At 70.5% G+C, this 23,013-nt stretch carries 18 protein-coding genes; 3 read left to right on the top strand and 15 right to left on the bottom strand.

Annotated features, from left to right (window positions below; translation table 11 throughout):
• Positions 1-47 precede the first annotated feature (47 nt).
• A complete protein-coding gene (locus tag ACODTB_RS12015) occupies positions 48-428 on the top strand; it encodes a hypothetical protein (RefSeq protein WP_291121306.1) in 381 nt (126 codons plus the stop codon).
• Positions 429-432: 4 nt separating this feature from the next.
• Here ACODTB_RS12015 and ACODTB_RS12010 read toward each other — a convergent pair whose 3' ends face one another.
• Positions 433-759, bottom strand: coding sequence for a hypothetical protein (locus ACODTB_RS12010; protein WP_291121304.1), 327 nt, complete (start codon positions 757-759; stop codon positions 433-435).
• Positions 759-6,641, bottom strand: a complete 5,883-nt coding sequence (gene uvrA / locus ACODTB_RS12005) for an excinuclease ABC subunit UvrA (protein ID WP_291121302.1) — start codon at positions 6,639-6,641, stop codon at positions 759-761. The genes ACODTB_RS12010 and uvrA overlap by 1 nt, the downstream gene beginning before the upstream one ends.
• Positions 6,642-6,771: 130 nt before the next feature.
• Between uvrA and ACODTB_RS12000 the strand changes: the two genes are divergently transcribed.
• Positions 6,772-7,905, top strand: a complete 1,134-nt coding sequence (locus ACODTB_RS12000; protein ID WP_291121300.1) for an ABC transporter substrate-binding protein — start codon at positions 6,772-6,774, stop codon at positions 7,903-7,905.
• Between the two features lie 71 nt (positions 7,906-7,976).
• Here ACODTB_RS12000 and ACODTB_RS11995 read toward each other — a convergent pair whose 3' ends face one another.
• The 4 genes from ACODTB_RS11995 to ACODTB_RS11980 form a co-directional block, all read right to left on the bottom strand.
• Positions 7,977-8,942: a Bug family tripartite tricarboxylate transporter substrate binding protein gene (locus ACODTB_RS11995; RefSeq protein WP_488929364.1), complete on the bottom strand. Its 966-nt coding sequence runs from the start codon at positions 8,940-8,942 to the stop codon at positions 7,977-7,979.
• A gap of 142 nt (positions 8,943-9,084) precedes the next feature.
• Entirely contained in the window at positions 9,085-9,525 is a 441-nt protein-coding gene (locus tag ACODTB_RS11990) for a universal stress protein (protein WP_291120538.1), read from the bottom strand.
• 92 nt (positions 9,526-9,617) lie between these two features.
• Positions 9,618-12,464, bottom strand: a complete 2,847-nt coding sequence (locus ACODTB_RS11985) for a molybdopterin-dependent oxidoreductase (protein WP_291120540.1) — start codon at positions 12,462-12,464, stop codon at positions 9,618-9,620.
• Positions 12,461-14,227: an NADH-ubiquinone oxidoreductase-F iron-sulfur binding region domain-containing protein gene (locus ACODTB_RS11980; protein ID WP_291120542.1), complete on the bottom strand. Its 1,767-nt coding sequence runs from the start codon at positions 14,225-14,227 to the stop codon at positions 12,461-12,463. The genes ACODTB_RS11985 and ACODTB_RS11980 overlap by 4 nt, the downstream gene beginning before the upstream one ends.
• Positions 14,228-14,295: 68 nt before the next feature.
• Between ACODTB_RS11980 and ACODTB_RS11975 the strand changes: the two genes are divergently transcribed.
• Positions 14,296-15,366 (top strand): substrate-binding domain-containing protein, encoded by a 1,071-nt coding sequence (locus ACODTB_RS11975; protein ID WP_291120543.1) that lies wholly within the window; start codon positions 14,296-14,298, stop codon positions 15,364-15,366.
• A 75-nt stretch (positions 15,367-15,441) separates the two neighbouring features.
• Here ACODTB_RS11975 and ACODTB_RS11970 read toward each other — a convergent pair whose 3' ends face one another.
• The 9 genes from ACODTB_RS11970 to ACODTB_RS11930 all read right to left on the bottom strand — a co-directional run bounded on the left by ACODTB_RS11970 (position 15,442) and on the right by ACODTB_RS11930 (position 23,012).
• Positions 15,442-16,119: a 2-hydroxychromene-2-carboxylate isomerase gene (locus tag ACODTB_RS11970; protein ID WP_291120545.1), complete on the bottom strand. Its 678-nt coding sequence runs from the start codon at positions 16,117-16,119 to the stop codon at positions 15,442-15,444.
• Positions 16,116-16,352: a DUF1289 domain-containing protein gene (locus ACODTB_RS11965; RefSeq protein ID WP_291120547.1), complete on the bottom strand. Its 237-nt coding sequence runs from the start codon at positions 16,350-16,352 to the stop codon at positions 16,116-16,118. The genes ACODTB_RS11970 and ACODTB_RS11965 overlap by 4 nt, the downstream gene beginning before the upstream one ends.
• A 4-nt stretch (positions 16,353-16,356) precedes the next feature.
• Complete coding sequence (locus tag ACODTB_RS11960; protein ID WP_291120551.1) at positions 16,357-16,866, bottom strand: YbaK/EbsC family protein; 510 nt, start codon at positions 16,864-16,866, stop codon at positions 16,357-16,359.
• A 14-nt stretch (positions 16,867-16,880) separates the two neighbouring features.
• Positions 16,881-17,522: a LysE family transporter gene (locus ACODTB_RS11955; protein WP_291120549.1), complete on the bottom strand. Its 642-nt coding sequence runs from the start codon at positions 17,520-17,522 to the stop codon at positions 16,881-16,883.
• Between the two features lie 154 nt (positions 17,523-17,676).
• The gene (locus ACODTB_RS11950) at positions 17,677-18,585 is read right to left on the bottom strand and encodes a hydroxymethylglutaryl-CoA lyase (protein ID WP_291120553.1); all 909 of its coding nucleotides are present in this window, start codon (positions 18,583-18,585) and stop codon (positions 17,677-17,679) included.
• Between the two features lie 18 nt (positions 18,586-18,603).
• On the bottom strand, positions 18,604-19,524 hold the full coding sequence (locus ACODTB_RS11945) for a 2-hydroxyacid dehydrogenase (RefSeq protein ID WP_291120554.1): 921 nt from the start codon (positions 19,522-19,524) through the stop codon (positions 18,604-18,606).
• Positions 19,525-19,559: 35 nt separating this feature from the next.
• Entirely contained in the window at positions 19,560-21,578 is a 2,019-nt protein-coding gene (locus ACODTB_RS11940) for an acetyl/propionyl/methylcrotonyl-CoA carboxylase subunit alpha (RefSeq protein WP_488929363.1), read from the bottom strand.
• Between the two features lie 8 nt (positions 21,579-21,586).
• Positions 21,587-22,207, bottom strand: a complete 621-nt coding sequence (locus ACODTB_RS11935) for a DUF4126 domain-containing protein (RefSeq protein ID WP_291112972.1) — start codon at positions 22,205-22,207, stop codon at positions 21,587-21,589.
• A 13-nt stretch (positions 22,208-22,220) separates the two neighbouring features.
• On the bottom strand, positions 22,221-23,012 hold the full coding sequence (locus tag ACODTB_RS11930; RefSeq protein ID WP_291112973.1) for an enoyl-CoA hydratase/isomerase family protein: 792 nt from the start codon (positions 23,010-23,012) through the stop codon (positions 22,221-22,223).
• Between the last annotated feature and the right edge of the window lies 1 nt (position 23,013).

The raw sequence follows: 23,013 nt of genomic DNA, 5'->3' as shown, positions 1-23,013 counted from the left end.
GCGGCTCCCAACCTCAACGCCAACCCGACAAGCGAAAGGATCTCCCCATGGCCATTCCCTGGCTGGTTGCCCTGAAAGTCATCCCCTGGGGGGACGTGATCGAACACGCGCCCACGGTGCTCAACGCCGCGCGCAAGCTGCTGGACCGCTCGAAGACACCACCGGCCGGCACGACCGCGCCGGCCCCGCTGGACCTGGGCGAAGCCCCGCCCACCCTGGGCGAGCTCAAGAACCGCCTGATCGAGGCGCGCCAGCTGATCGACCAGCAGGCCGCCGTGCAGACCCAGATGGCGCAGACCCTGACCGAGCTGGCCGAACAGAACGCGCGCCTGGTGGGCGCCGTGGACCTGCTGCGCAAGCGCACGCGCCTGCTGATGGGGGCTGTGGCCCTGCTGGCCGTGGGTATCGTGGTGCTGTTCGCGCGCTGACCGCTCAGTCGCCGCGCTCGGCCTGCAGCGCGGCATCACACCCCACGCCAGCGGCGATCCAGCGCCGCGCCAGCCGCTGAAACAGCGGCGCCGCCCAGCGCCAGCGCGGGCCCAGCACACCGCGCGCGTCACTGACCGCACCACAGCGGTAGACCGCCAAGGCCCCGTCCCAGCGCAGCGCGTCGCAGGCGCCGAAGCGCTTGCGCGAGATCACCCGCCCCAGCGGGCAGGGCTCGGCCAGGCAACACACCCCGCAGCCGTTGCACGGCGCGCCGAGCGCCGGTTTGGCCGGCGCCTCGGCGTGGATGTGGATGACCTGGCTGTCGGGCATCAGGTCCGCGCCAGCACCGGCCCCAGCACGCGCCCGGTGTGGGTGCCCAGGCGCACCACCTCGTCGGGCGGCGCGGCCGCCACGATGCGCCCGCCGCCGTTGCCGCCTTCGGGCCCGAGGTCGATGATCCAGTCCGCCTCGGCCATCACGTCCAGGTCGTGCTCGATCACCACCACGCTGTGGCCGCCGTCCACCAGGCGGTGCAGCACGCGGATCAGCTTCTCCACATCGGCCATGTGCAGGCCCACGGTCGGTTCGTCGAGCACGTAGAGCGTGTGCGGCGCCTTCTGGCCCCGGCGCGTGACGTCGTCGCGCACCTTGCTGAGCTCGGTCACGAGCTTGATGCGCTGCGCCTCGCCGCCGCTGAGCGTCGGGCTGGGCTGGCCCAGCGTGAGGTAGCCCAGGCCCACGTCCTTGAGCAGTTGCAGCGGATGGCTGATGTTGGGCATGCTGGCGAAGAAACCCACCGCCTCGTCCACCTCCATCTGCAGCACGTCGCCGATGCTCTTGCCCTTCCAGGTCACGGCCAGGGTCTCGGGGTTGAAGCGCGCGCCGTGGCAGACCTCGCAGGGCACCTTCACATCGGGCAGGAAGCTCATCTCGATGGTGCGCATGCCCTGGCCTTCGCAGGCCGGGCAGCGGCCTTCGCCGGTGTTGAAGCTGAAGCGGCCCGGGCCGTAGCCGCGCGCCTTGGCTTCCAGCGTGTCGGCGAACAGCTTGCGCACCGTGTCCCAGAAGCCGATGTAGGTCGCCGGGCAGCTGCGCGGCGTCTTGCCAATCGGGGTCTGGTCGACTTCGAGCACGCGGTCCACGGTCTCGAAACCGCTCAGGCCGGCGCAGCCGCTCCACGCGGGGTGCTTGCCCTTGTCCATGGCATCGCGCCCGGCCTTGGTGCTGCGCTGGCTCACGGCGGCGGCCACGTTGGTCAGCAGCACGTCGCGTGCGAGCGTGGACTTGCCCGAGCCCGACACGCCGGTGATGACCACCAGGCGCTGCAGCGGCACGGCGGCGTCGAGCTCGTTCAGGTTGTGCAGGTTGGCGCGGCTCACCCGCAGCCAGTGCGCGCCCTCGTCGGCCGGGGGCGCGGCGCGACGCGCCTGCAGCGGGTGTTTCATGGCGTGCAGCAGGTAGCGCCCGGTCACCGAGTCGGCGTTGGCCGACAGGTCGTCCACCGAGCCCTGGGCCACCACGCGGCCGCCGCGCTTGCCCGCGCTCGGGCCGATGTCGATGATGTGGTCGGCGCGGCGGATGGTGTCTTCGTCGTGCTCCACCACCACCAGGGTGTTGCCCTGGTCGCCGAGCTTGTGCAGCGCGTTGAGCAGGATGGCGTTGTCGCGCGCGTGCAGGCCGATGGTGGGCTCGTCGAGCACGTAGCACACGCCCTGCAGGTTGCTGCCCAGCTGCGCCGCCAGGCGGATGCGCTGTGCCTCGCCGCCGCTGAGGGTGGGCGCGCCCCGGTCCAGCGTGAGGTAGTTCAGGCCCACCTCTTCCAGGAAGGCCAGGCGGCTTTCGATCTCGGGCAGCAGGTCGCGCGCGATGTCGGCCTCGCGCGCGCTGAGCGCCAGGTCCTTCATCAGGCCTTGCACCCAGGTCCTGACCTCCCGCACGGAAAGGCATGCGACATCGGTGATGCCCACGCCGGCAAAACGCACCGCACGCGCCTGCGGGTTCAGGCGCGTGCCCGCGCAGGCCGGGCAGGCCTCGTCCACCAGGTCGTCCACCTCGGGTTCGGCGAAGCTCTGCTCACGGCCCTTTTCCTTGTCGTCGCGCACCGAGTCGTCCAGCGCCTTGCGCTGGTCTTTCGACAGCTTCACGCCGGTGCCCACGCAGTCCGGGCACCAGCCGTGTTTGCTGTTGTACGAGAACAGGCGCGGGTCGAGCTCGGGGTAGCTGGTGGCGCAGACCGGGCAGGCGCGCGTGGTGGAGAACACCTCCAGCGTGCCGAGGTCGCGCGTGGACGCGCCGTCGGCCAGCGCCTGGGCCAGACCGTCGAGCGGGGTGAGCACGTGCACCACGCCCTTGCCGATCTCCAGCGCCTTGTTCAGCTCGCGGCGCAGCGCGGCCTCGTCGTCCGCATTCACCACGAAGTCGGCCACCGGCAGTTCGATGGTGTGCTCCTTGAAGCGGTCGATGCGCGGGAAGCCGGTGGTGGGCAGGAATTCGCCGTCCACCCGCAGGTGGGTGTGGCCACGCGGGCGCGCCCAGTCCGCCAGCTCGGTGTAGACGCCCTTGCGGTTGACCACCAGCGGCGCGAGCAGGCCGATGTGCTGCCCCTTGTAGCGCGCCAGGATGGCGGCAGCGATGCTGTCGGCGCTCTGCGGCATCACGGCCGCGCCGTCGTGCATGCAGTGCTGCGTGCCCAGCTTCACGTAGAGCAGGCGCAGGAAGTGCCAGACCTCGGTGGTGGTGCCCACGGTGGACTTGCGGCCGCCGCGCGAGAGGCGCTGCTCGATCGCCACCGTGGGCGGGATGCCGTAGACCGCGTCCACCTCGGGCCGGCCCGCGGGTTGCACGATGCTGCGCGCGTAGGCGTTCAGGCTTTCCAGGTAGCGCCGCTGGCCTTCGTTGAACAGGATGTCGAAGGCCAGCGTGGACTTGCCCGAGCCGCTCACGCCGGAGATGACGTTGAACTTGCCGCGCGGGATGTCCACGCTGAGCTGCTTGAGGTTGTGTTCCTTGGCGTTGACGATGCGGATCGCATGAGCGTGCGCGCCCTCGGCGCGCGCGCGCGCCGGCTGCAGCCCCCGGGCCCGGCTTTCGCGCACTTCGTGCACCTCGCCCATGGCCAGCGCGTAGTCGCGCAGCGCTTTCGCGGTGTGGCTGCCGGCGTGCTCGCGCACCGTCTCGGGCGGGCCCTCGGCCACGATCAGTCCGCCAGCGTCACCGCCTTCGGGGCCGAGGTCGATCAGCCAGTCGGCCGCGCGGATCACGTCCAGGTTGTGCTCGATCACCACCAGCGAGTGGCCCGCATCGAGCAGCTTGCGCAGGCTGCGCATGAGCTTGGCGATGTCGTCGAAGTGCAGGCCGGTGGTGGGCTCGTCGAACAGGAACAGCGTGCCCTTGCGCGCCACCGCCTGGCGGCTGGCGCTGCTGTTCTTCGAGGCCTCGGCCAGGAAGCCCGCGAGCTTGAGGCGCTGTGCCTCGCCGCCCGAGAGCGTGGGCACGGGCTGGCCCAGCTTCACGTACTCCAGGCCCACGTCCACGATGGGCTGCAGCACGCGGATGACCTCGCGGTCGCCCGCGAACAGCGCGGCGGCCTCGCTCACGGTGAGGTCCAGCACGTCGGCCACGTTGAGCGAACGGCCACCGCGCTGGATCTTCACTTCCAGGATTTCGGGCCGGTAGCGTTTGCCGTCGCAGTCCGGGCAGCGCAGGTACACGTCGCTCAGGAACTGCATCTCCACGTGCTCGAAACCCGAGCCGCCGCAGGTGGGGCAGCGCCCGTCGCCGCTGTTGAAGCTGAACTTGGCCGGCGTGTAGCTGCGCTGGCGCGACAGCGGCGCCTCGGCGAACAGCGAGCGGATCGCGTCCCACGCGCCCACGTAGCTCACCGGGTTGGAGCGCGCCGTCTTGCCGATGGGCGACTGGTCGACGAACACGACCTCGCTCAGGTGGTCGGCCCCGAGCAGGCGGTCGTGCGCGCCCGGGCTCTCGGTGGACTTGCCGAAGTGGCGCAGGAGTGCCGGCGCGAGCACGTCCTGGATCAGGCTGGACTTGCCCGAGCCTGACACGCCGGTGACCACCACCAGGCGCTGCAGCGGGAATTCGACCGACACGTCCTTGAGGTTGTGTTCGCGCGCGCCCTCGAGGATGAGGCGCGGCGTGCTGTCGGTGACCATGCGCTTGAAGCCCATGCCGATGGTCTTGCGCGAGCCGAGGTAGGCACCGGTGAGCGTGTCGGCCGAGCGGATCGCTTCGGGTGTGCCGTCGAACACGATCTGCCCGCCGCGCTCGCCCGGCCCCGGGCCCATGTCGATCAGGCGGTCGGCCGCGAGCATCACCGCCGGGTCGTGCTCCACCACCACCAGCGTGTTGCCGGCGTCGCGCAGGCGCAGCATGGCGTCGTTGATGCGCGCCATGTCGCGCGGGTGCAGGCCGATGCTGGGCTCGTCGAGCACGAACAGGGTGTTCACCAGCGAGGTGCCCAGCGCGGTCGTGAGGTTGATGCGCTGCACCTCGCCGCCGCTGAGCGTGCGGCTCTGGCGGTCCAGCGTGAGGTAGCCGATGCCGACCTCGCACAGGTAGCGGATGCGGGTGTTGATTTCCTCGAACAGCAGGCGCAATGCCTGCGCCTGACCGGCGGCGGTGGTGTCGCTGCCGGCCGGGGTCAGCGTGGCATCGAGCGAGGCGAAGAAACCGCGCAGCTTGTCCAGCGGCATCAGCATCAGGTCGTGCAGGCACAGGCCGGGCATGGCTTCGAGCTGCGCTCGGCTCCACTTCACGCCCTGCGGCAGGTAGCGCTTCTGCGCGGGCAGCACCGCGTCGGCCTGGGCCTTGCTGCCGATGCGCCAGAGCAGGCTGTCGGTCTTGAGGCGCGCGCCGTGGCAGCTCGGGCACTCGGTGTAGCTGCGGTACTTGGACAAGAGCACGCGGATGTGCATCTTGTAGGCCTTGCTCTCCAGGTACTCGAAGAAGCGGTCCACGCCGTACCACTGCTGGTTCCACTTGCCGTTCCACAGGGGCGAACCGGCCTTCACCCAGTGCTGCTGCTCGGGCGTGAGCTTGGCCCAGGGCGTGTCGCGCGGGATGCCGGCGGCCTCGGCGTGCCGCATCATGTCGTCCTGGCATTCCTTCCACGCCGGTGTCTGGAACACCTTGACCGCGCCAGCGCGCAGCGTGAGCTTGTCGTTGGGGATGACCAGGCCGTAGTCCACCCCGATCACGCGGCCGAAGCCCCGGCAGGCCTCGCAGGCGCCCACCGCCGAGTTGAACGAGAACATCGAGGGCGTGGGTTCGCTGTAGCGGATGTCGCTTTCCGGGCAGTGCAGGCCCGTTGAAAAGCGCCAGATCTCGGGCTCGCCCTCTTCGGCCAGCACATACACCATGAGCTTGCCGCCGCCGCGCTTGAGGCCGGCTTCGATCGCCTCCATGGCGCGCGCCGGTTCGACCGAGCTCATGCGGAAGCGGTCGGCCACCACATCGAGCACCTTCACCGACTCGATGACCGGCTTGGCCTTCTTGCCGACCTTTTCGGGCGCGCCCTCCTGCGGCGCGGCCCGCTGCACCACCCGCTCGGCCTGCACGCGGGTGTAACCGCTGGCCGAGAGCCATTGTTCGACTTCCTCGGGCGTGGTGCTGGCCGGCAACTCCACCGGGAAGGTCAGCACCAGGCGCGGATCAGGCCCGGCGGTGAAACCGGCCGCGCGCGCCTTGAGCTCGGCAAAGATCGATTCGGGCGAATCGTGCCGCACCGGCAGCGCGGTCTCGCGGTCGAACAGGTCGGCACCGCGAGCGAACAGCAGCTTGAGGTGGTCGTTGAGCTCCGTCATGGTGCCCACGGTGGAGCGCGAGGAGCGCACCGGGTTGGTCTGGTCGATCGCGATCGCCGGTGGCACGCCGTCCACCCGGTCGACGGCCGGCTTGTCCATGCGGTCCAGGAACTGGCGCGCATAGGCGCTGAAGGTCTCGACGTAGCGGCGCTGGCCTTCGGCGAACAGGGTGTCGAACACCAGGCTGGACTTGCCCGAGCCGCTGGGTCCGGTGACCACGGTGAGCTCACCGGTGCGGATGTCGAGGTCGAGGTTCTTGAGGTTGTGCTGGCGCGCGCCCCGGATGCGGATCAGCCCGGAGCCGCCTTCCGTCGGGTGGTCGCGCCCTTCGGCCTCGGACACGGTTGAAATCGCGCCCACGGGTGGATCGGCGGGCAGAAAGGCATCGGACATGCATGGGCTCCAGAGGGGGACGCAAAGATTCTACGGAGGGGTGTGACAAAGCATCGGTGCGGTAAGTCATATCCACAATTTCCCGCGCCCGCGGGCTGCATAGACTCGGCTCACCCAAGGAGACGCCTATATGAAACGGATTCGCTTGTTTTCAAGCCCGGTCTGGACCGCCTGGGGGCTGGCCGGGCTGCTGGTTTTTGCGGCCCCCGCCTGGGCCCAGTTGCGCGTGGGCATGCCCTCGGGCTTCACAGGCTCGGTGGCGGCCGGGGTGAAGGAGAACCATGAGGGTGCCCAGCTGTACTTCGACACCATCAACGCGCGCGGCGGTGTCAACGGCCAGAAGATCGAACTGATCACGGTGGACGACAAGTTCGACCCCAAGGTCACGGTGGAGGTGGCGCGCGAACTGATCACGAAACAGCGGGTGCTGGCCCTGTTCCTGAACCGCGGCACGCCGCATTCGCAGGCCCTGCTGCCCATGCTGGCCGAGCTCAAGGTGCCGCTGGTCGGGCCGAGCACCGGCGCCATGGCGCTGCACCAGCCGGTCAACCCCTGGGTGTTCAACGTGCGCGCCACCTACCAGCGCGAGGCCGCCAAGGCCATCGAACACCTGGCGAGCATCGGCATCACGCGCATCGCGGTGCTGGAGACCGACGATTCCTTCGGCGCCGATTCGGCGGCCGGGGCGCTCAAGGGCTTCGAGAAGGCCAAGCTCAAGCCGGTGCTGCATGAAAAGTTCCCGCGCGACAAACCCGACTTCACCGAGCTGTCCAAGCGGGTCCACGAGAGCAACGCGCAGGCGGTGATGGTGATCGGCTCGGCCGGCAACACCGCCAATGCGGTCAAGGCGGTGCGCGCCGCCGGTTCGCGCGCGCAGATGGTCACGCTCTCGAACAACGCCTCGGACGGCTTCATCAAGCTGCTGGGCGAACACGCGCGCGGCGTGATCGTGACGCAGGTGTTCCCCAACGAGCGCTCGGTGGCCTACGGTCTGATCAAGGAAGCGCAGGAGTTCGCCAAGGCCAAGGGCCTGGCGGGCGTGTCGCCCGCCATGATGGAAGGCTACGCCGCCGCCAAGGTGTTGACCGAAGGCCTGCGCCGCGCCGGCCCGAACCCCACGCCCGTGGCCCTGCGAGATGCGCTGGAGAACCTCAAGAGCTACGACCTGGGTGGCCTGACCGTGCACTACAGCCCGAGCAACCACACCGGGCTGGACTTCGCCGACCTGTCCATCGTGGACGCCAGCGGCAAATTCCGCCGCTGACCCCCAAAAAAAAGACGCGGCACCGGGCGGCGCCGCGTCAACACCCCACAACGGGCCCCTTGCGCGCCGGGCTACAACATGCCCGACAGGAACAGAATCGCCGCCGTGGCGGCGTACTCGAATTCGACGAAGGCCTCGAAGTCCCGGCCCGTGGTGAACGCAGGCGTCCAGCCATGGCGCTCGGCGGCCTGCCGCCAGGCCGGCGACTTCACGGCCTCGGCCACCGCCTGCGTGAGCGCGGCGCGCTGAGCGTCGCTGATGCCGGGCGCGCCGTAGACGCCGCGCCAGTTGCCGATGGTGACGTCGTACCCCTGCTCCTTGAGCGTGGGCACGTCCGGCAAGCCGGGCAGGCGCCGTTGCGCGGTCACACCGAGCAGGCGCAGCTGGCCCCGGGCGATGCCCTGGGCCAGTTCCCCGTAGCCACCGCCCACCACATCGATCTCGCCCTTGAGCAGGGCGGCCACCGCGTCCGCGCCGCCGCCATGGGGCAGGTAGCGGATCTCCCGGGGCGGCACGCGCAGGCTGCGCGCGAACATCGAGACGGCGATGTGCTCGGTCGAGGCCTTGGAGCCGCCTCCGAAGCGCACGCTGCCGGGGGCCTGGCGCAGCCGCTCGGCGACGGCGCCCAGCGACCGGATCGGGGAGCCGGCCGCCACGGCGAAGGCGCTGTACTCGCTGGTGAGGCGCGCGATCGGCGTGCATTGCTGCAGCTGGCGCAGCGGGGTCTTCGACGACACCAGGCCACCGATCATGACCGCGCCCATGATGAGCAGGGCATTCGGCTGACCCCGCGCCTCCTGGAGGAAGGCGGCCAGGCCCAGGGTGCCCGCGGCGCCGCCCTTGTTGTCGTAGAGGGCCTCGCGGTAGCGCCCGGTCGCGACCATCGCCGCACCGAGCGCGCGGCCGGTGGCGTCCCAGCCGCCCCCCGCGCTCGCGGGGATCAGCACGGACAGGCGATCCGCGCCGCTGGCGCGCGCGGGCAGGCAAGACGCCGCCGCCCAGCCACCCAGTGCCATGAGGAATTGATTGCGCCGCATGTCTCCTCCGGTGTGGCGCGGCACGGCGCGCCATCTGTGGAAGAGATGCTAGGAAGCCCCGCTGTCAACTCGCTGTCAGCGGGTCAGGCAGGGGGCCCATCCAAGGGTTCACCCCGATGGGCAGGCGCCGAACGGTCGGCCCTCAGCCCTTGACGATCAGCACCGGCACCTTGGCGTGCGTCAGCACCTTCTGCGCCACGCTGCCCAGAATGAGGGCCTTGACGCCCTGGCGGCCGTGGGAGCCCATCACGATCAGGTCGCAGCCTTCGGCCTCGGCCGTTTCGATGATGCCTTCGTAGACCACGTTGCGTTCGATGGTGTCACCCGCCGCGAACACCACGCCCTGGGCCTCGCAGGCCTGGCGCACCGCGTCCAGCGCCTGGCCGGCCGCGCTCTTGGCTTCGGTCAGGTAGGCCTGCAGGCCCACGGCCGAGGCGTCTCCGATGCCGATGTACGGGAACGGGTCGATCACGTTGACGCCGATGATCTGCGCGTTCAGGCTCTTGGCCAGCCCCAACGCGACCGTGGTGGCCTGCGCGGCCAGCGTGGAACCGTCGGTGGGCACGAGAATTTTCTTGAACATGGTGGCGCTCCTTGCATGAGATGTGAACCGCCCCACCCGTCGGGCGGAGGGTTCATCGTAGGAGTCCCGTCAAACTGCCGCGTTGAGGCAGGTCAATGCCGGGCCGGATCACGCGCGGCCACAACAGGCCGCACGTCCACCGCACAGTACTTCAATTCCGCGATCTTGCCCACCGGGTCCAGGGCGGGGTTGGTGAGCAGGTTGGCGGCGGCCTCGGCGTAGGCGAAGGGAATGAAGGCGGTCTCGCGTGGCATGCCTTCGTCGATCCGCACGGGCAGGGCGACCTCGCCGCGCCGGGAGCGCACCTGCGCTTGCGCGCCTGCCCACAGCCCGAGCCGCTGGGCGGTCTCGGGATGCAAGCTCACCACGGGGCTGGGTTCGAGCGCATCGAGCACACCGCTGCGCCGCGTCATGCTGCCGGTGTGCCAGTGTTCGAGCTGGCGGCCGGTGATGAGCACCATGGGGAATTCGGCGTCGGGCTGCTCGGCCGGCGGCGTGAGCACCGCGCCCACCAGCGAGGCGCGGCCGCTGGGCGTGGGGAAGCCGTCGGTGAACACCACCGGCTGGCCGGGGTCGGCTTCGTCCACCACCGGGTGGGTGACCGCGCCCTCGCGGCACAGGCGCGACCACGACAGGCCGGCGATGCTGGGCATGAGGGCGCGCATTTCCTCGAACACCGCGCCGATGCCCTGCGCGGCGTCGTCCGTCCCGCTGCCGTCGGCGGCGACGCCGTAGGTCCAGCCCAGGCCAAGGCGGCGCGCGAGCTGTTCGGTGATCCAGGCGTCGGCGCGGGCCTCGCCCGGCGCGGGCACGGCCTTGCGGCCGAGCTGCACGCAGCGGTCGGTGTTCGTCACGCTGCCGGTCTTCTCGGGCCAGGCGGTGGCGGGCAGCACCACATCGGCCAGGCTGGCGGTCTCGGTGAGGAAGATGTCCTGCACCACCAGGTGGTCCAGCCCCGCGAGCGCTTCGCGCGCGTGGGCCGCGTCGGGGTCGCTCATGGCCGGGTTCTCGCCCTGGATCAGCATGGCGCGGATCTCCTTGCGGTAGGCCGCGTCGACGATCTCCACCACCGTGAGGCCGGCTTCGCTGCGCAGCGTGCCCGGCGCCAGGTTCCACAGGCGCTCGGCCTTCTCGCGCGCCGGGCCGTCGGCCACGCGCTGGTAGTCGGGCAGCACCATGGGGATGAGCCCGGCGTCGCTCGCGCCCTGCACGTTGTTCTGGCCGCGCAGCGGGTGCAGCCCGGTGCCGGGGCGGCCGATCTGGCCGGTGACCAGCGCGAGCGCGATCAGGCAGCGCGCGTTGTCGGTGCCGTGCGTGTGCTGGCTGATGCCCATGCCCCAGAGGATCATGGCGTTCTTCGCCGTGGCGTAGGCGCGCGCGACCTCGCGCAGCGTGGCCGCGTCGATGCCGCAGACCGGCGCCATCGCCTCGGGCGAGAAGTCCACCAGGTGGGCCTTGAGCTGCGCGAAGTCCAGCGTGTGGGCTTCGATGTAGGCCGGGTCGGTCAGGCCTTCGAACACGATGGTGTGCAGCAGCGCGTTGAGCAGGGCCACGTCGGTGCCGGACTTGAAGCCCAGGTGCTTCCAGCTGTGGCGCGCGAGCTCGGTGCGGCGCGGGTCGGCCAGCACCAGCTTCAGGCCGCTCTGCTTCACCGCGTTCTTGATCCAGGTCGCGCCCACCGGGTGGTTCTGCGCCGGGTTGGCGCCGATCAGCAGCACGAAATCGGCGTGCTGCACGTCGCGCAGCGGGTTGGTGACCACCGCCGAGCCCAGGCCTTCCATGAGCGCGGCCACGCTGGAGGCGTGGCACAGGCGCGTGCAGTGGTCCACGTTGTGCGTGTCGAACGCGGTGCGGATCAGCTTCTGGAACAGGTAGGCCTCTTCGTTCGTGCCCTTGGCCGAACCGAAGCCGGCCACCGGGCCCTGGCGCCCGCGCGCCTGCGTGGCGGCCAGGGCTTTGCGGAAGCCTTCGGCGGCGGCGTCCAGCGCCTCGTCCCAGCTGGCTTCGCGGAAGCGCTCACGCACCTGCTCGGGCGTGAGGCGGCGCAGCTCGCCGTGCGGGTCCTTGGGCACGCCGGCGCGGCGGATCAGCGGGCGCGTGAGGCGCTCCGGGCTGTGCGCGTAGTCGAAACCGAAGCGGCCCTTGACGCACAGGCGGCCTTCGTTGGCCGGCCCCGCGATGCCTTCGACGTGTTCGATCTTGCCGTCGTTGACGTGGTAGGTGAGCTGGCAACCCACGCCGCAGAAGGGACAGACCGAATCGACCTGCTGCTGCGAGGGTTTGGCGAAGGCGCCATTGGCCGGGGCGATGGCGCCCGTGGGGCAGGCCTGCACGCACTCGCCGCAGGCCACGCAGGTGCTCGCCCCCATGGGGTCGTTCTGGTCGAACACGATCTGCGCGTGGCCGCCCCTGAAAGCCAGGCCCAGCACGTCGTTGCCCTGGGTCTCACGGCAGGCGCGGATGCAGCGCGTGCACTGGATGCAGGCATCGAGGTTCACCGCCATCGCGGGGTGGCTCAGGTCGTGCACGGCGGCGGCGCGCGCGGGGAAGCGCCCGGGCGACGCGCCGGCCACCTCGGCCCAATGCGCCAGCTCGCTGTCGAACTTGAGCGCGGCGGTGTCGGGCGCGTCGGACAGCAACAGCTCCAGCACCGTCTTCTGCGCGGCGCTGGCGCGGGCGTTGTCGCTGTGCACCACCATGCCGGCGCTGGGCGCGCGACAGCACGAGGGCGCAAGCACGCGCTCGCCTTCGATGTCGACCACGCAGGCGCGGCAGTTGCCGGGGCTGCGCAGGCCGTCCTTGTGGCACAGGTGCGGGATGTCCACGCCCGCGCGCTGCGCGGCTTTCAGAATGCTCTCGCCGGGCGCGGCTTCCAGCGCGCGGCCGTTGAGGGTGAAGGCGATCGGCGTCGCGTCCAGGGGCAGGTCGTCGGTCTTCATGCCGCACCTCCGGCGTTCACTTCATGGGCAAAGAACCGCAGCACGCTGTCCACCGGGTTGGGCGCGGCCTGGCCCAGGCCACAGATGCTGGCGTCGCGCATCACCTGCGAGAGCTCGCCGAGCAGCGGCGCGTTCCACACCGGCGCCTGCATGAGCTGCACGGCCTTGGTGGTGCCGGCGCGGCAGGGCGTGCACTGGCCACAGGACTCGTGCTCGAAGAACTGCATGAGGTTGAGCGCGGCGCCGCGCGCGGTGTCGTGCTGGCTCATCACCACCACGGCCATGGAGCCGATGAAGCTGCCATGGTCGACCAGGGTGTCGAAGTCCAGCGGCACGTCGGCCAGCGAGGCCGGCAGGATGCCGCCCGAGGCGCCGCCCGGCAGGTAGGCGTAGAGCGTGTGGCCCTCGACCATGCCGCCCGCGTGTTCGTTGACCAGTTCGCGCAGCGTGATGCCGGCCGGCGCCAGGTGCACGCCGGGCTTGTTCACGCGGCCCGAGACCGAGAAGCGCCGCAGGCCGCTGCGCCCGCGCAGGCCTTCGCCGGCCAGCCAGGCCCCGCCCTTGGCCAGGATCAGCGGCAGCCACCACAGGGTTTCGGGGTTGTGCGCCAGCGTGGGCCGGCCGAACACGCCGTGCATGGCCACGATGGGCGGCTTGAGGCGCGGCAGGCCGCGCTTGCCCTCCACCGATTCGATCAGCGCCGACTCTTCCCCGCAGATGTAGGCGCCCGCGCCGCGCCGCAGCTCGATGCGTGGGGGCGTGTAGCCGGGGTGTTGTTCGATCAGCGCGCGCAGGGTGGTGTCGAGCCGCGCGAGCTCGCGCGTGAGCAGTTCGCGCACGTCGTGGTATTCGTCGCGCAGGTAGATCCAGGCGTGCGAGATGCCCACCACCTGGGCGGCGATCAGCAGGCCTTCGAGCATCTGCGGCGCGCCGGCCTCGGCGCTGCTGAGCACCTGCCAGTCCTTGAAGGTGCCGACCTCGCCTTCGTCGATGTTGACGACCATGTGGCGCGGGCCGGGCTGGGCGCGCACCGTCTCCCACTTGCGCCAGGACGGAAAACCCGCGCCGCCCAGGCCGCGCAGGTTGGAAGCTTTCAGCTCGGTCAGCACCTGTTCGGCGTTGAGACCGCCCGAAAGAAGGCGCCGCAGCTGCTTGAATTCGGCGGGTGCGGGCGCGGGCAGTTGGCGTGGCCCGGTGTCTCCACAGGTCAGCAGCGCCTGCACCCCAGCCACGCTGGCCTGCGGCAGCTGGCGCTGGCCCACGCAGGCAGCCGGTGCCACGTGGCACTGGCCGATGCACGGTGCGGCCTGCACGCGCACCGTGGCGTCACCCGCCAGCGCGGTCTGCAGGTCGGCCAGCAGTTCCTCGCCGCCGGCCATGGCGCACGAGAGGCTGGTACACACACGCACCACGGTCTGCGGCACGGGTGCGGCATCGTCGACGATCTCGAAGTGGTGGTAGAAGCTCGCGACCTCGAACACCTCGACCTGGCTCAGCCGCAGCCGCTCGGCCAGCGCGGCCAAGTGGCCGTGGCGCAGCGCACCTTCGCCGTCTTGCAGGCGGTGCAGGTGTTCGATCAGCAGGTCGGCGCGCGGCGCCAGGCCATCGCACAGCGCGGCCACGCGCTCGCGTGCTTCGGGTGAGGTCTGCCGCCCCTTGGGCGTGTAGCGCGCCTTGCCGCGCCCCATCGCCTCGATCGGGCGGATGGGAATCACGGTGCCGGTGGGGCGCTCGGGGGTCTCGTGGGCCGTCGTTCTGGTCATTTTTTCAGCGTAGCACCGTATGGGTTGTTTTAATATGTTTGACAGTTCATAAAGTCGGGCTTCCCCCCATGCTGCGCATCACCCTCCAGCCCCAATGGCGCATCGCCCAGGAAGACGGCCCCGCGCTCGATGCCAACACCCTGCTCGGCCTGCTTGCGGCCGTGCAGGGTTCGGGCAGCATCTCGCAGGCCGGGCGCGAGCTGGGCCTGTCGTACCGCCACGCCTGGGGCCTGCTGCAACAGGCCGAGCAGCTGTTCGGCCAACCGCTGCTGGTGCGCGGGCGCGGGCGCGGCTCGGCGCTCACGCCGCTGGGTGAAAAGCTCATCTGGGCCGATGCCCGCATCGGCGCGCGCCTGCAACCCCTGCTCGAATCGCTGGCCTCGGAGCTCGAAGGCGAACTCGGGCGCGTGCAGCGCCGCCAGCGCGCCGTGCCGCGTCTGCACGCCAGCCACGGCTTCGCGGTGGCCGCGCTGCGCGAACAGCTGGCGGCGCGCCAGGTGCCGGTGGAGCTGCGTTACCGCAGCAGCCTGGAGGCCGTGGCCGCGCTCGCGCAGGGCGATTGCGAACTCGCGGGTTTTCACGTGCCGCTGGGCGAGTTCGAAGCCGCCGCCGCTCGGCGCTACCTGACCTGGCTCAAGCCCGACCAGCACCTGCTGGTGCAGTTGGCGGTGCGCACGCAGGGGCTCTTCGTGGCGGCGGGCAACCCGCTGGGCCTGCGCGGGCTGGCCGACCTCGCGCGGCCCGGGCTGCGCTTCGTCAACCGGCCCGAGGGCTCGGGCACGCGGGTGCTGACCGACCTGCTGCTCAAGCGCGAAGGCATCGCGCCGCAGGCGGTGGCGGGTTACGACAACACCGAACTCACCCACGCCGCCGTGGCCGCTTATGTGGCCAGCGGCATGGCCGACGTGGGCATCGGCGTGCAGACCGCCGCGCACCGCTTCGGCCTGCATTTCATCCCCCTGCTGAAGGAGCGCTATTTCTTCGCGCTGCCGGCCGACGCGCTGGACCGCACCGAGCTGCGGCCGGTGCTCACGGTGCTGCGCTCACCGGCGTTCCGCGCGCGCGTGGCCGCGCTCAAGGGTTATGAGGCCGCCCACACCGGCGAGGTGATGGGCGTGGCGGCGGCGTTTCAAACTTAAGAGCCCCACGCTCCACCGCTGCGCGGGTCGCTGCCCCCCAAGGGGGCTGGACCTGCCTTGGGAGCGACCCGGCGGCTAGCCCGTCTGAGACCGGCGCACGCCTTCGGGCCGCTGCGCCGCCGCGCCCCACTGGGTCTCGAACCAGGTGTCGCCGTCCAGGTAGGCGCGCAGCATGGGCAGGGCGTCGTGTCCCCAGAACACGCGGCCGTCCACCACCATCGCCGGCACACCGAACAGGCCGAGCGCGAGCGCCTCGTCGGTGTTGGCGCGCAGGCGCTGCTTGACCACCTCGCTGTCGGGCGCGTTCCACGGCTTGCCGCGCTGCGCCATGTGGTCCTGCAACAGAGCCTGCAGCTCGGCCAGCCGCGCCGGGTCGGCGGCGTCGAGCCCCCCGCGCCAGACGTGGCGGAACAGCAGCTCGGTGACATAGCGGTTGGTCTCGCCCGGCGCGTCGTCCGTCGCGCAGGCCAGGCCCAGGCGCAGCAGGGGCAGCGGGTTGAACGGGTGCGCGGCCGGCATGTCGAGCACCACGCCGTGGTGGTGCCCGAGCCAGCTCACGTGGCGGTAGGTCCAGTCGCGCTTGGCCGGGATCTCGGCCGGGCCCAGCTGGCCGTGCGCCTTGAGCAGCGCGGCGAACAGCACGGGCCGGTAGCGCACCTGCACGCTGTGGCCCATCAGGGCTTCGGGCAGGCGCTCGAACGCGAGGTGGGCGTAGGGCGAGATCGGGTCGTAAAAGAACAGGATGTCGGTCATGGGTCGGTCCGGGACGATTGCCGCGCTTCCACCTGTTGCCAGATCAGCAATTTGTCCGCATCGCTGGCGCGGCTCCAGATGCCGATTTCTTCCAGCGTGCGGAAGCACCCTTTGCAGCGGTTGTGGGCCTCGTCCATCTCGCAGACCGAGATGCACGGCGACGGCACGCCGGGGCGGAGTCCGGCACGGCGGCGCGCGGCCTGGAGGGTGACGGGGGGCGGCGGCAAGGACATGCGTTCAGGCCACCACGGTGACGTCGTGCACCGGCGCGCCGGTCAGCGACTGGAGCTCGACGGGGCTGAGGCGGAACACCGCATGCGGGTGGCCAGCCGCGGCCCAGATCTCGTCGAAGCGCGAGAGCTGCGCGTCGATCAGCGTGACGGGCGCCACCGCGTGCGCCAGCGGCGAGACACCGCCGATGGAAAACCCGGTGCGCGCCTTGACGAAGTCGGCATCGGCCCGGCCGAGCTTGCCGCCGTCGGCGCACACCAGGGCCTGCACCTTCTTCTCGTCCACCCGCAGGTCGCCCGAGGTGATGACCAGCACGGCCGCGTCGTCGCTCTTGCGGCGAAAGATGATGCTCTTGGCGATCTGGCCCAGGGCCACGCCCAGGGCATCGGCCGCCTGCTGCGCGGTGCGCGCGGCGTCGTCGAGCATCACGGGGGCGTGGGCGTGGCCCGCGTCCTGCAGCACGCGCGCCACGCGCTGCACGGTCTCGGGCAGGGTCTGAAGTTCGGCGCCGCACATGCTGGTGTCGCTCCTCATGCCGCGCGTTTCACGAGCAGGAGGCTAGCACCCATGGCCATGAGCACGCCGCCGAACACGCGGTTCTGCGCGCGCCGGGCACGGGCCGTGGCCAGCCATCGCTGCGCGCGCGAGGCCAGGAAGGCGTAGCCGTGCATCACGATCAGATCGACCACCACGGTGGTGGCCAGCAGGATCAGCAGCTGCAGCCAGAGGCCGCGCGTGGGGTCGATGAACTGCGGCAGCACGGCCACCATGAAGACGATGCCCTTGGGGTTGGTCACGTTGGTGAAGAAGCCCATGACGAAGCGCTCGCGCGCCGAGGGCACGGCCACCTGGGCCGGCACGGCATCGCCCGCCTCGGGCACCACGCCCACGCGGGCACGCCACTGGTTGAAGCCAAGCCAGATCAGGTAGCCCGCGCCCGCGAACTTCACGATGGTGAAGGCGGTGGCCGAGGCCAGCAACAGCGCCCCCACACCGACGCCGGCCACCAGCAGGATCACCGCCAGCCCCAGCTGCAGGCCCGCGATGGTCACGCTGGTTTTCTTCACGCCATAGGCCAGGCCGTGCGTCATCGACAGCACCGCGCCCGAACCGGGCGAGAGCGCGATGGCCCACGAGGCCACGAAATACGCCATCCAGACTTGCAATTCCATGGAATGTCTTTCTCAGTTTGATCTGCTGTGCGGCGGACGATGCGCGGCGCACAAAACGATACCAGCCCAGAAACACCGCGGAACCGGCTTTGCCGGGCCGCAGGTGTTGCCCCCTTGAGGGGGTCGCGCGAAGCGCGGCGGGGGTGACGTCATATCACCCCGCGCGTTTCGCGAGCAATGCGCGAGCCACGCGCGAACCGGTGGGCCGGCCGAGCTGTTCGCTGATGTAGACGCCGGCATCCACCAGCGCGTCGAGGTCGATGCCGGTGGCGATGCCCATGCCGTGCAGGAGGTAAACCACGTCTTCAGTCGCCACGTTGCCGGTGGCACCCTTGGCGTAGGGGCAGCCACCGAGGCCGGACACCGACGACTGGAAGTTCCAGACCCCCATCTCGAGCGCGGCCAGGGTGTTGGACAGCGCCTGGCCATAGGTGTCGTGGAAGTGGCCTGAAATCTGATCGATGCCGTAGTGCGTCAGCGTGGCCTCCAGCGCGGCCTGCACCTTGCGTGGTGTGCCCACGCCGATGGTGTCAGCCACGTCCACGCGCTGCACGCCGATGCCCTTCATGAGCCCGGCGAGGTAGGCCACGCGCTCGGGCGCGATCTCGCCTTCGTAGGGGCAGCCCACGGTGCAGCTCATCGCGCCACGCACGGCGATGCCGGCCGCGCGCGCGGCCTCGACCACGGGCGCGAAGCGCTCGATGCTTTCAGCGATCGAGCAGTTGATGTTCTTCTGGCTGAAGGCCTCGCTGGCGGCGCCGAACACCACGATCTCGTCGGGCTTGTCTGCCACGGCGGCTTCATAACCCTTGAGGTTGGGCGTGAGCACCGAATAACGGATGCCGCTTTGGCGCCGGATGCCATCCATGACCTCGTGGTTGTCGGCCATCTGCGGCACCCACTTGGGGCTCACGTAGCTGGTGACCTCGATCTCTTTCAGGCCGGCGGCCTGCAGGCGGTGCACCAGCTCGACCTTGACGGCCGCCGGCACCGGCTGCTTTTCGTTCTGCAGGCCGTCGCGGGGACCGACGTCGATGAGCTGGACGCGGGAGGGCAGTTTCATGGGGGTCTTTCGAGGGGGTCAGTACCCGCGCACCGGATCGACCACGCCGGCGATCGGGTCCCCGCGTTCGAACGCGAGGATCTTGCCGGCGATCTGGGCGATGCTTTCTTCGCGCAGCGTGCGCGCCGAGGTGTGGGGCGTGACCGTGATTTTCGGGTGTTTCCAGAAACCATGCTGGGCGGGCAGCGGCTCGGTGCGGAACACGTCGAGCGTGGCGCCAGCCATGTGGCCGCTCTCCAATAGCGCGAGCAGGTCGTCTTCCACCAGGTGGTCGCCGCGCGCGACGTTGATCAGGTACGCCTCGGGCCGCAGGCGCGACAGCGTGTCGCGGTTGAGGATGTCGCGCGTCTCGGGCGTGAGCGGCAGCAGGTTCACCAGCACCCGGCACGAGGCCAGGAAGCTGTCGAAGGCCGCGTGACCGGCGTGGCAGATCACGCCATCGATCGCCTTGGGCGAACGGCTCCAGCCGTGCACCGGGAAGTCGAACTGGCGCAGCGCCTGGGCCACGCGCTCGCCCAGCACGCCCAGGCCCATGACGCCGACAGGGAAATCGGCCCGCAGGCGCGGCTTGCGGTACGACCAGCGGCCCTGCGCCACGTCGGCCTCGTAGGCGTCGAACTCGCGGAAGTGGCGGATCACGGCGTGACACACGTACTCGGCCATCTGCACCGACATGCCTGCGTCGTCGAGCCGCACCACCTTGGCGGAGGGCGGCAGCCGGAGCTTGAGCAGCGCATCCACGCCCGCGCCGATGTTGAACAGGCCCTTGAGGCCGGGTTGTTCGTCCATGAATTGTTGCGGCGGCGCCCAGACGACCGCGTGGTCGGCCTGGGGGGCGCCGGGTTGCCATTCGGTGACGTTGGCCTGGGGCAAGGCCAGGCGCAGATCGGCCAGCCAGGGGCCGACCCGGGTGTTGGCGCAGCAGAAGGTGATGTTCATGCGGCGAGCTTACGCGGCCTCGCGCAGCGGCGCTGTCAGGCCACGGAGAGCTTGAGCAGTTCGGCGCCTTCGTTCACCTGGTCGCCGGGCGCGTAGAGCAGCTCGGCCACGGTGCCGTCGGCCGGCGCGGCGATGGTGTGCTCCATCTTCATCGCCTCCATCACGGCCAGCGCCTGGCCCTTGGTCACCGCGTCGCCGGCCTTGACCGCGAACGACACCACCTTGCCCGGCATGGGCGCGGTGAGGCGGCCGCCCTCAGCCGCCACCTCGCCCGCGTGGGCCAGGGCGTCGATTTCCTCGATCTGGGTCGCGCCCAGGGCGCAGAACACGTGCACGTGTTCGTCCACCTGCCAGGTCTGCACGGTCTGGCGCTGGCCGTTGAAGCGCAGGTCCATGCGGGTGCCGGTGTCGGCGGGCAGCGCCTCGAAGGCCAGCGCGCCGCTCACCTCGCCGAAGGCAAGTTGCAGCGCGCCGTCGTGCAGGTAACTCAGCTGGGCCAGCAGGGTCTCCCCCTGGTATTCGAAATCGAAGCGGCGCACGGTGATGCCGTGCGGGCGCCAGCCGTCGCGGCGCGAGAACGGGTCGGCGCCTTCCTGCGCGCGCTCGGCCACCAGGGTCTGCGCGACGGCGGCGGCCACGGCCAGCGGCAGGCCCACCTTGTCCTGGTGGAACAGCGCGGCGGCCTCGCGCGGGATCAGCGCGGTGTCCAGCTCGCCCTGGGCGAATGCGCGGCTGGTGGCCACGTGGCGCAGGAACTGCACGTTGGTCGAGAGGCCGACGATGCGCGTCTCGGCCAGCGCGGCGTCCAGCCGCGACAAGGCCTCTTCGCGCGTGGCACCGTGCACGATCAGTTTGGCGACCATGGAGTCGTAGAACGGGCTGATGGTGTCGCCCTCGCGCACGCCGTCATCGATGCGCACCGCGCCGCGTTCGAAACTGGTGCAGGCCGGCTTGCGGTAGACCGTGAGCGTGCCGGTGGCGGGCAGGAAGTTGTTGTCCGGCGTTTCGGCGCAGATGCGCGCCTCGATCGCATGGCCGTGGATGCGCAGGTCTTCCTGCTTCAGCGGCAGCGGCTCGCCGCCGGCCACGCGCAGCTGCCACTCCACCAGGTCCAGACCGGTGATGGCCTCGGTCACCGGATGCTCCACCTGCAGGCGGGTGTTCATCTCCATGAAATAGAAGCGCATGGCCTCGGGATGGGCGTAGCCCTCGGGCTGTTCGACGATGAACTCCACCGTGCCCGCGCCCACGTAGTTCACCGCCTTGGCCGCCGCCACGGCGGCCGCGCCCATCTGGGCACGCAGCTCCGGCGTCATGCCCGGTGCGGGCGCCTCTTCCAGCACCTTCTGGTGGCGGCGCTGCACCGAGCAGTCGCGCTCGAACAGGTAGACGCAGTCGCCCTGCGTGTCGCCAAACACCTGGATCTCGATGTGGCGCGGGCGCTGCACGTATTTTTCGATCAGCACCGCGTCGCTGCCGAAGCTGTTGCGCGCCTCGCGCTGGCAGCTGGCGAGCGCGGCGGCGAAGTCCTCGCTCTTCTCGACCACGCGCATGCCCTTGCCGCCGCCGCCCGCACTGGCCTTGATGAGCGCGGGGTAGCCGATGCGGTCGGCCTCGCGCTGCAGCAGGGCCGGGTCCTGGTCGGCGCCGTGGTAGCCCGGCACCAGTGGCACGCCGGCCTTTTCCATCAGGCGCTTGGACTCTGCCTTCAGGCCCATGGCCTCGATCGCCGACGACGGCGGGCCAATGAAGACCAGACCGGCCTTCACGCAGGCGTTGGCGAACGCCTCGTTCTCGCTCAGGAAGCCGTAGCCCGGGTGGATGGCCTGCGCGCCCGTCGCCTGGGCGGCCGCGATGATGCGCTCCCACTGCAGGTAACTTTCCTTGGGTGCGGAGCCGCCGATGTGCACCGACTCGTCGCAGGCGGCCACGTGCTTGGCGCGCGCGTCGGCGTCCGAGTAGACGGCGACGGTCTTCACGCCCAGGCGGCGCGCGGTGGCGGCGACGCGGCAGGCGATCTCGCCCCGGTTGGCAATCAGGATCTTGTGGAACATGGGACTTCCTAGGCGGTGGCGGTGAAGAAGGAGCGCACGCGGCGGAACACCGCGCGCAGGAATTTGAAGAGCATCCAGGTGGCGATCCACATCAGCACGACGGTGATCGCGAGCAACACGACAAAGACCAGCGGGTGGTTCGTGGCAAGCCAGACCGCGCCGACCACCAGGCCGTCCTCGACCAGGCTCATGCCGAGGTTGGAGAACGGTTCGGGCGAGCTGTTGATGGCCGCGCGCGTGGTGGTCTTGGCGGCCTGGCTGGTGGCAGCCAGCGTGCCGCCGAGCAGCGCGGCGGCGAGTGCCACGGTGCCGCTGTCGGCGCCGAACACCCCCGCCGCGAGCGCCGCGCCGGCCGGGATGCGCACCACGCTGTTGATCGCGTCCCAGAGCGAATCGACCACCGGAATCTTGTCGGCAAAGAACTCGACGAAGAGCATGAAGCCGGCCGTGCCCAGCAGCACCGGGTGCTGCAACGCCTGCAGGCCGGCGGGCAACTCCATCCAGCCCAGGGCGCCGGCCAGGCCGACGATGAACACCACGGCGTAGAGGCGAAAACCGCTGGCCCAGCCGAGCGCACCCGCGAGCGCCAGCAGCTCGGGTGTGCCCAGGGTGTGGAACCAGTCGGCCATGGTGTCGCCCCGCTCAGGCCGCCGGCAACCAGCCCGGCGGGCGCTTCTGCAGGAAGGACTGCAGGCCTTCGCGGCCTTCGTCGCTGGCGCGCACATCCGCGATGCGGCGGGCCGTCTCGCTGCGCAGGGCTTCGGTGATCGGCTGGCCGCCCACATCGCGCACCAGGCGCTTGCATTCGCGCGCGGCCTTGGGGCCGTTGGCCACCAGCGTGGCGACGAGCTCTTCCACCTTCGCGTCCAGCGTCTCGGGCGTGGCGAGCTCGTGCACCATGCCCAGCGCGTGCGCGCGCACCGCGCTGAAGCGCTCGGCGGTCACCATGTAGCGGCGCGAGGCCTGCACGCCGAGCGCGCGTGCCACATAGGGGCTGATGGTGGCGGGCAGCAGGCCCAGGCGCGCCTCGGACAGGCAGAAGGTCGCGCCCTCCACCGCCACCAGCACGTCGCAGATCGCCGCCAGCCCCATGCCGCCTGCGTAGCAGTCGCCCTGGATGCGGCCGACCACCGGCACCGGGCACTGGTCCAGCGTCCACAGCATGTCGGCCAGCTGCTGCGCGTCGGCGCGGTTCTGGTCCCAGCTGTAGCCGGCCATGGTCTTCATCCAGTTCAGGTCGGCCCCGGCGCAGAAGGCCTTGCCGTGCGCGCCGAGCACGACCACGCGCAGGTTCTCGTCTTGCGACAGCTCGGTGAAGGCCGCGGTGAGCGCGGCGATCACGTCGTCGTTGAAGGCGTTGCGCACGTCGGGGCGGTTGAGCCACACCTTCGCCACGTGCGGCGTGGGGCGGGTCACATCGATCACGTTGCTCATG

Source organism: Hydrogenophaga sp. FG152, assembly GCF_057809615.1.
Note: the sequence above shows the minus strand (reverse complement) of the source record. Positions and strands in the feature narration are given on the sequence as shown.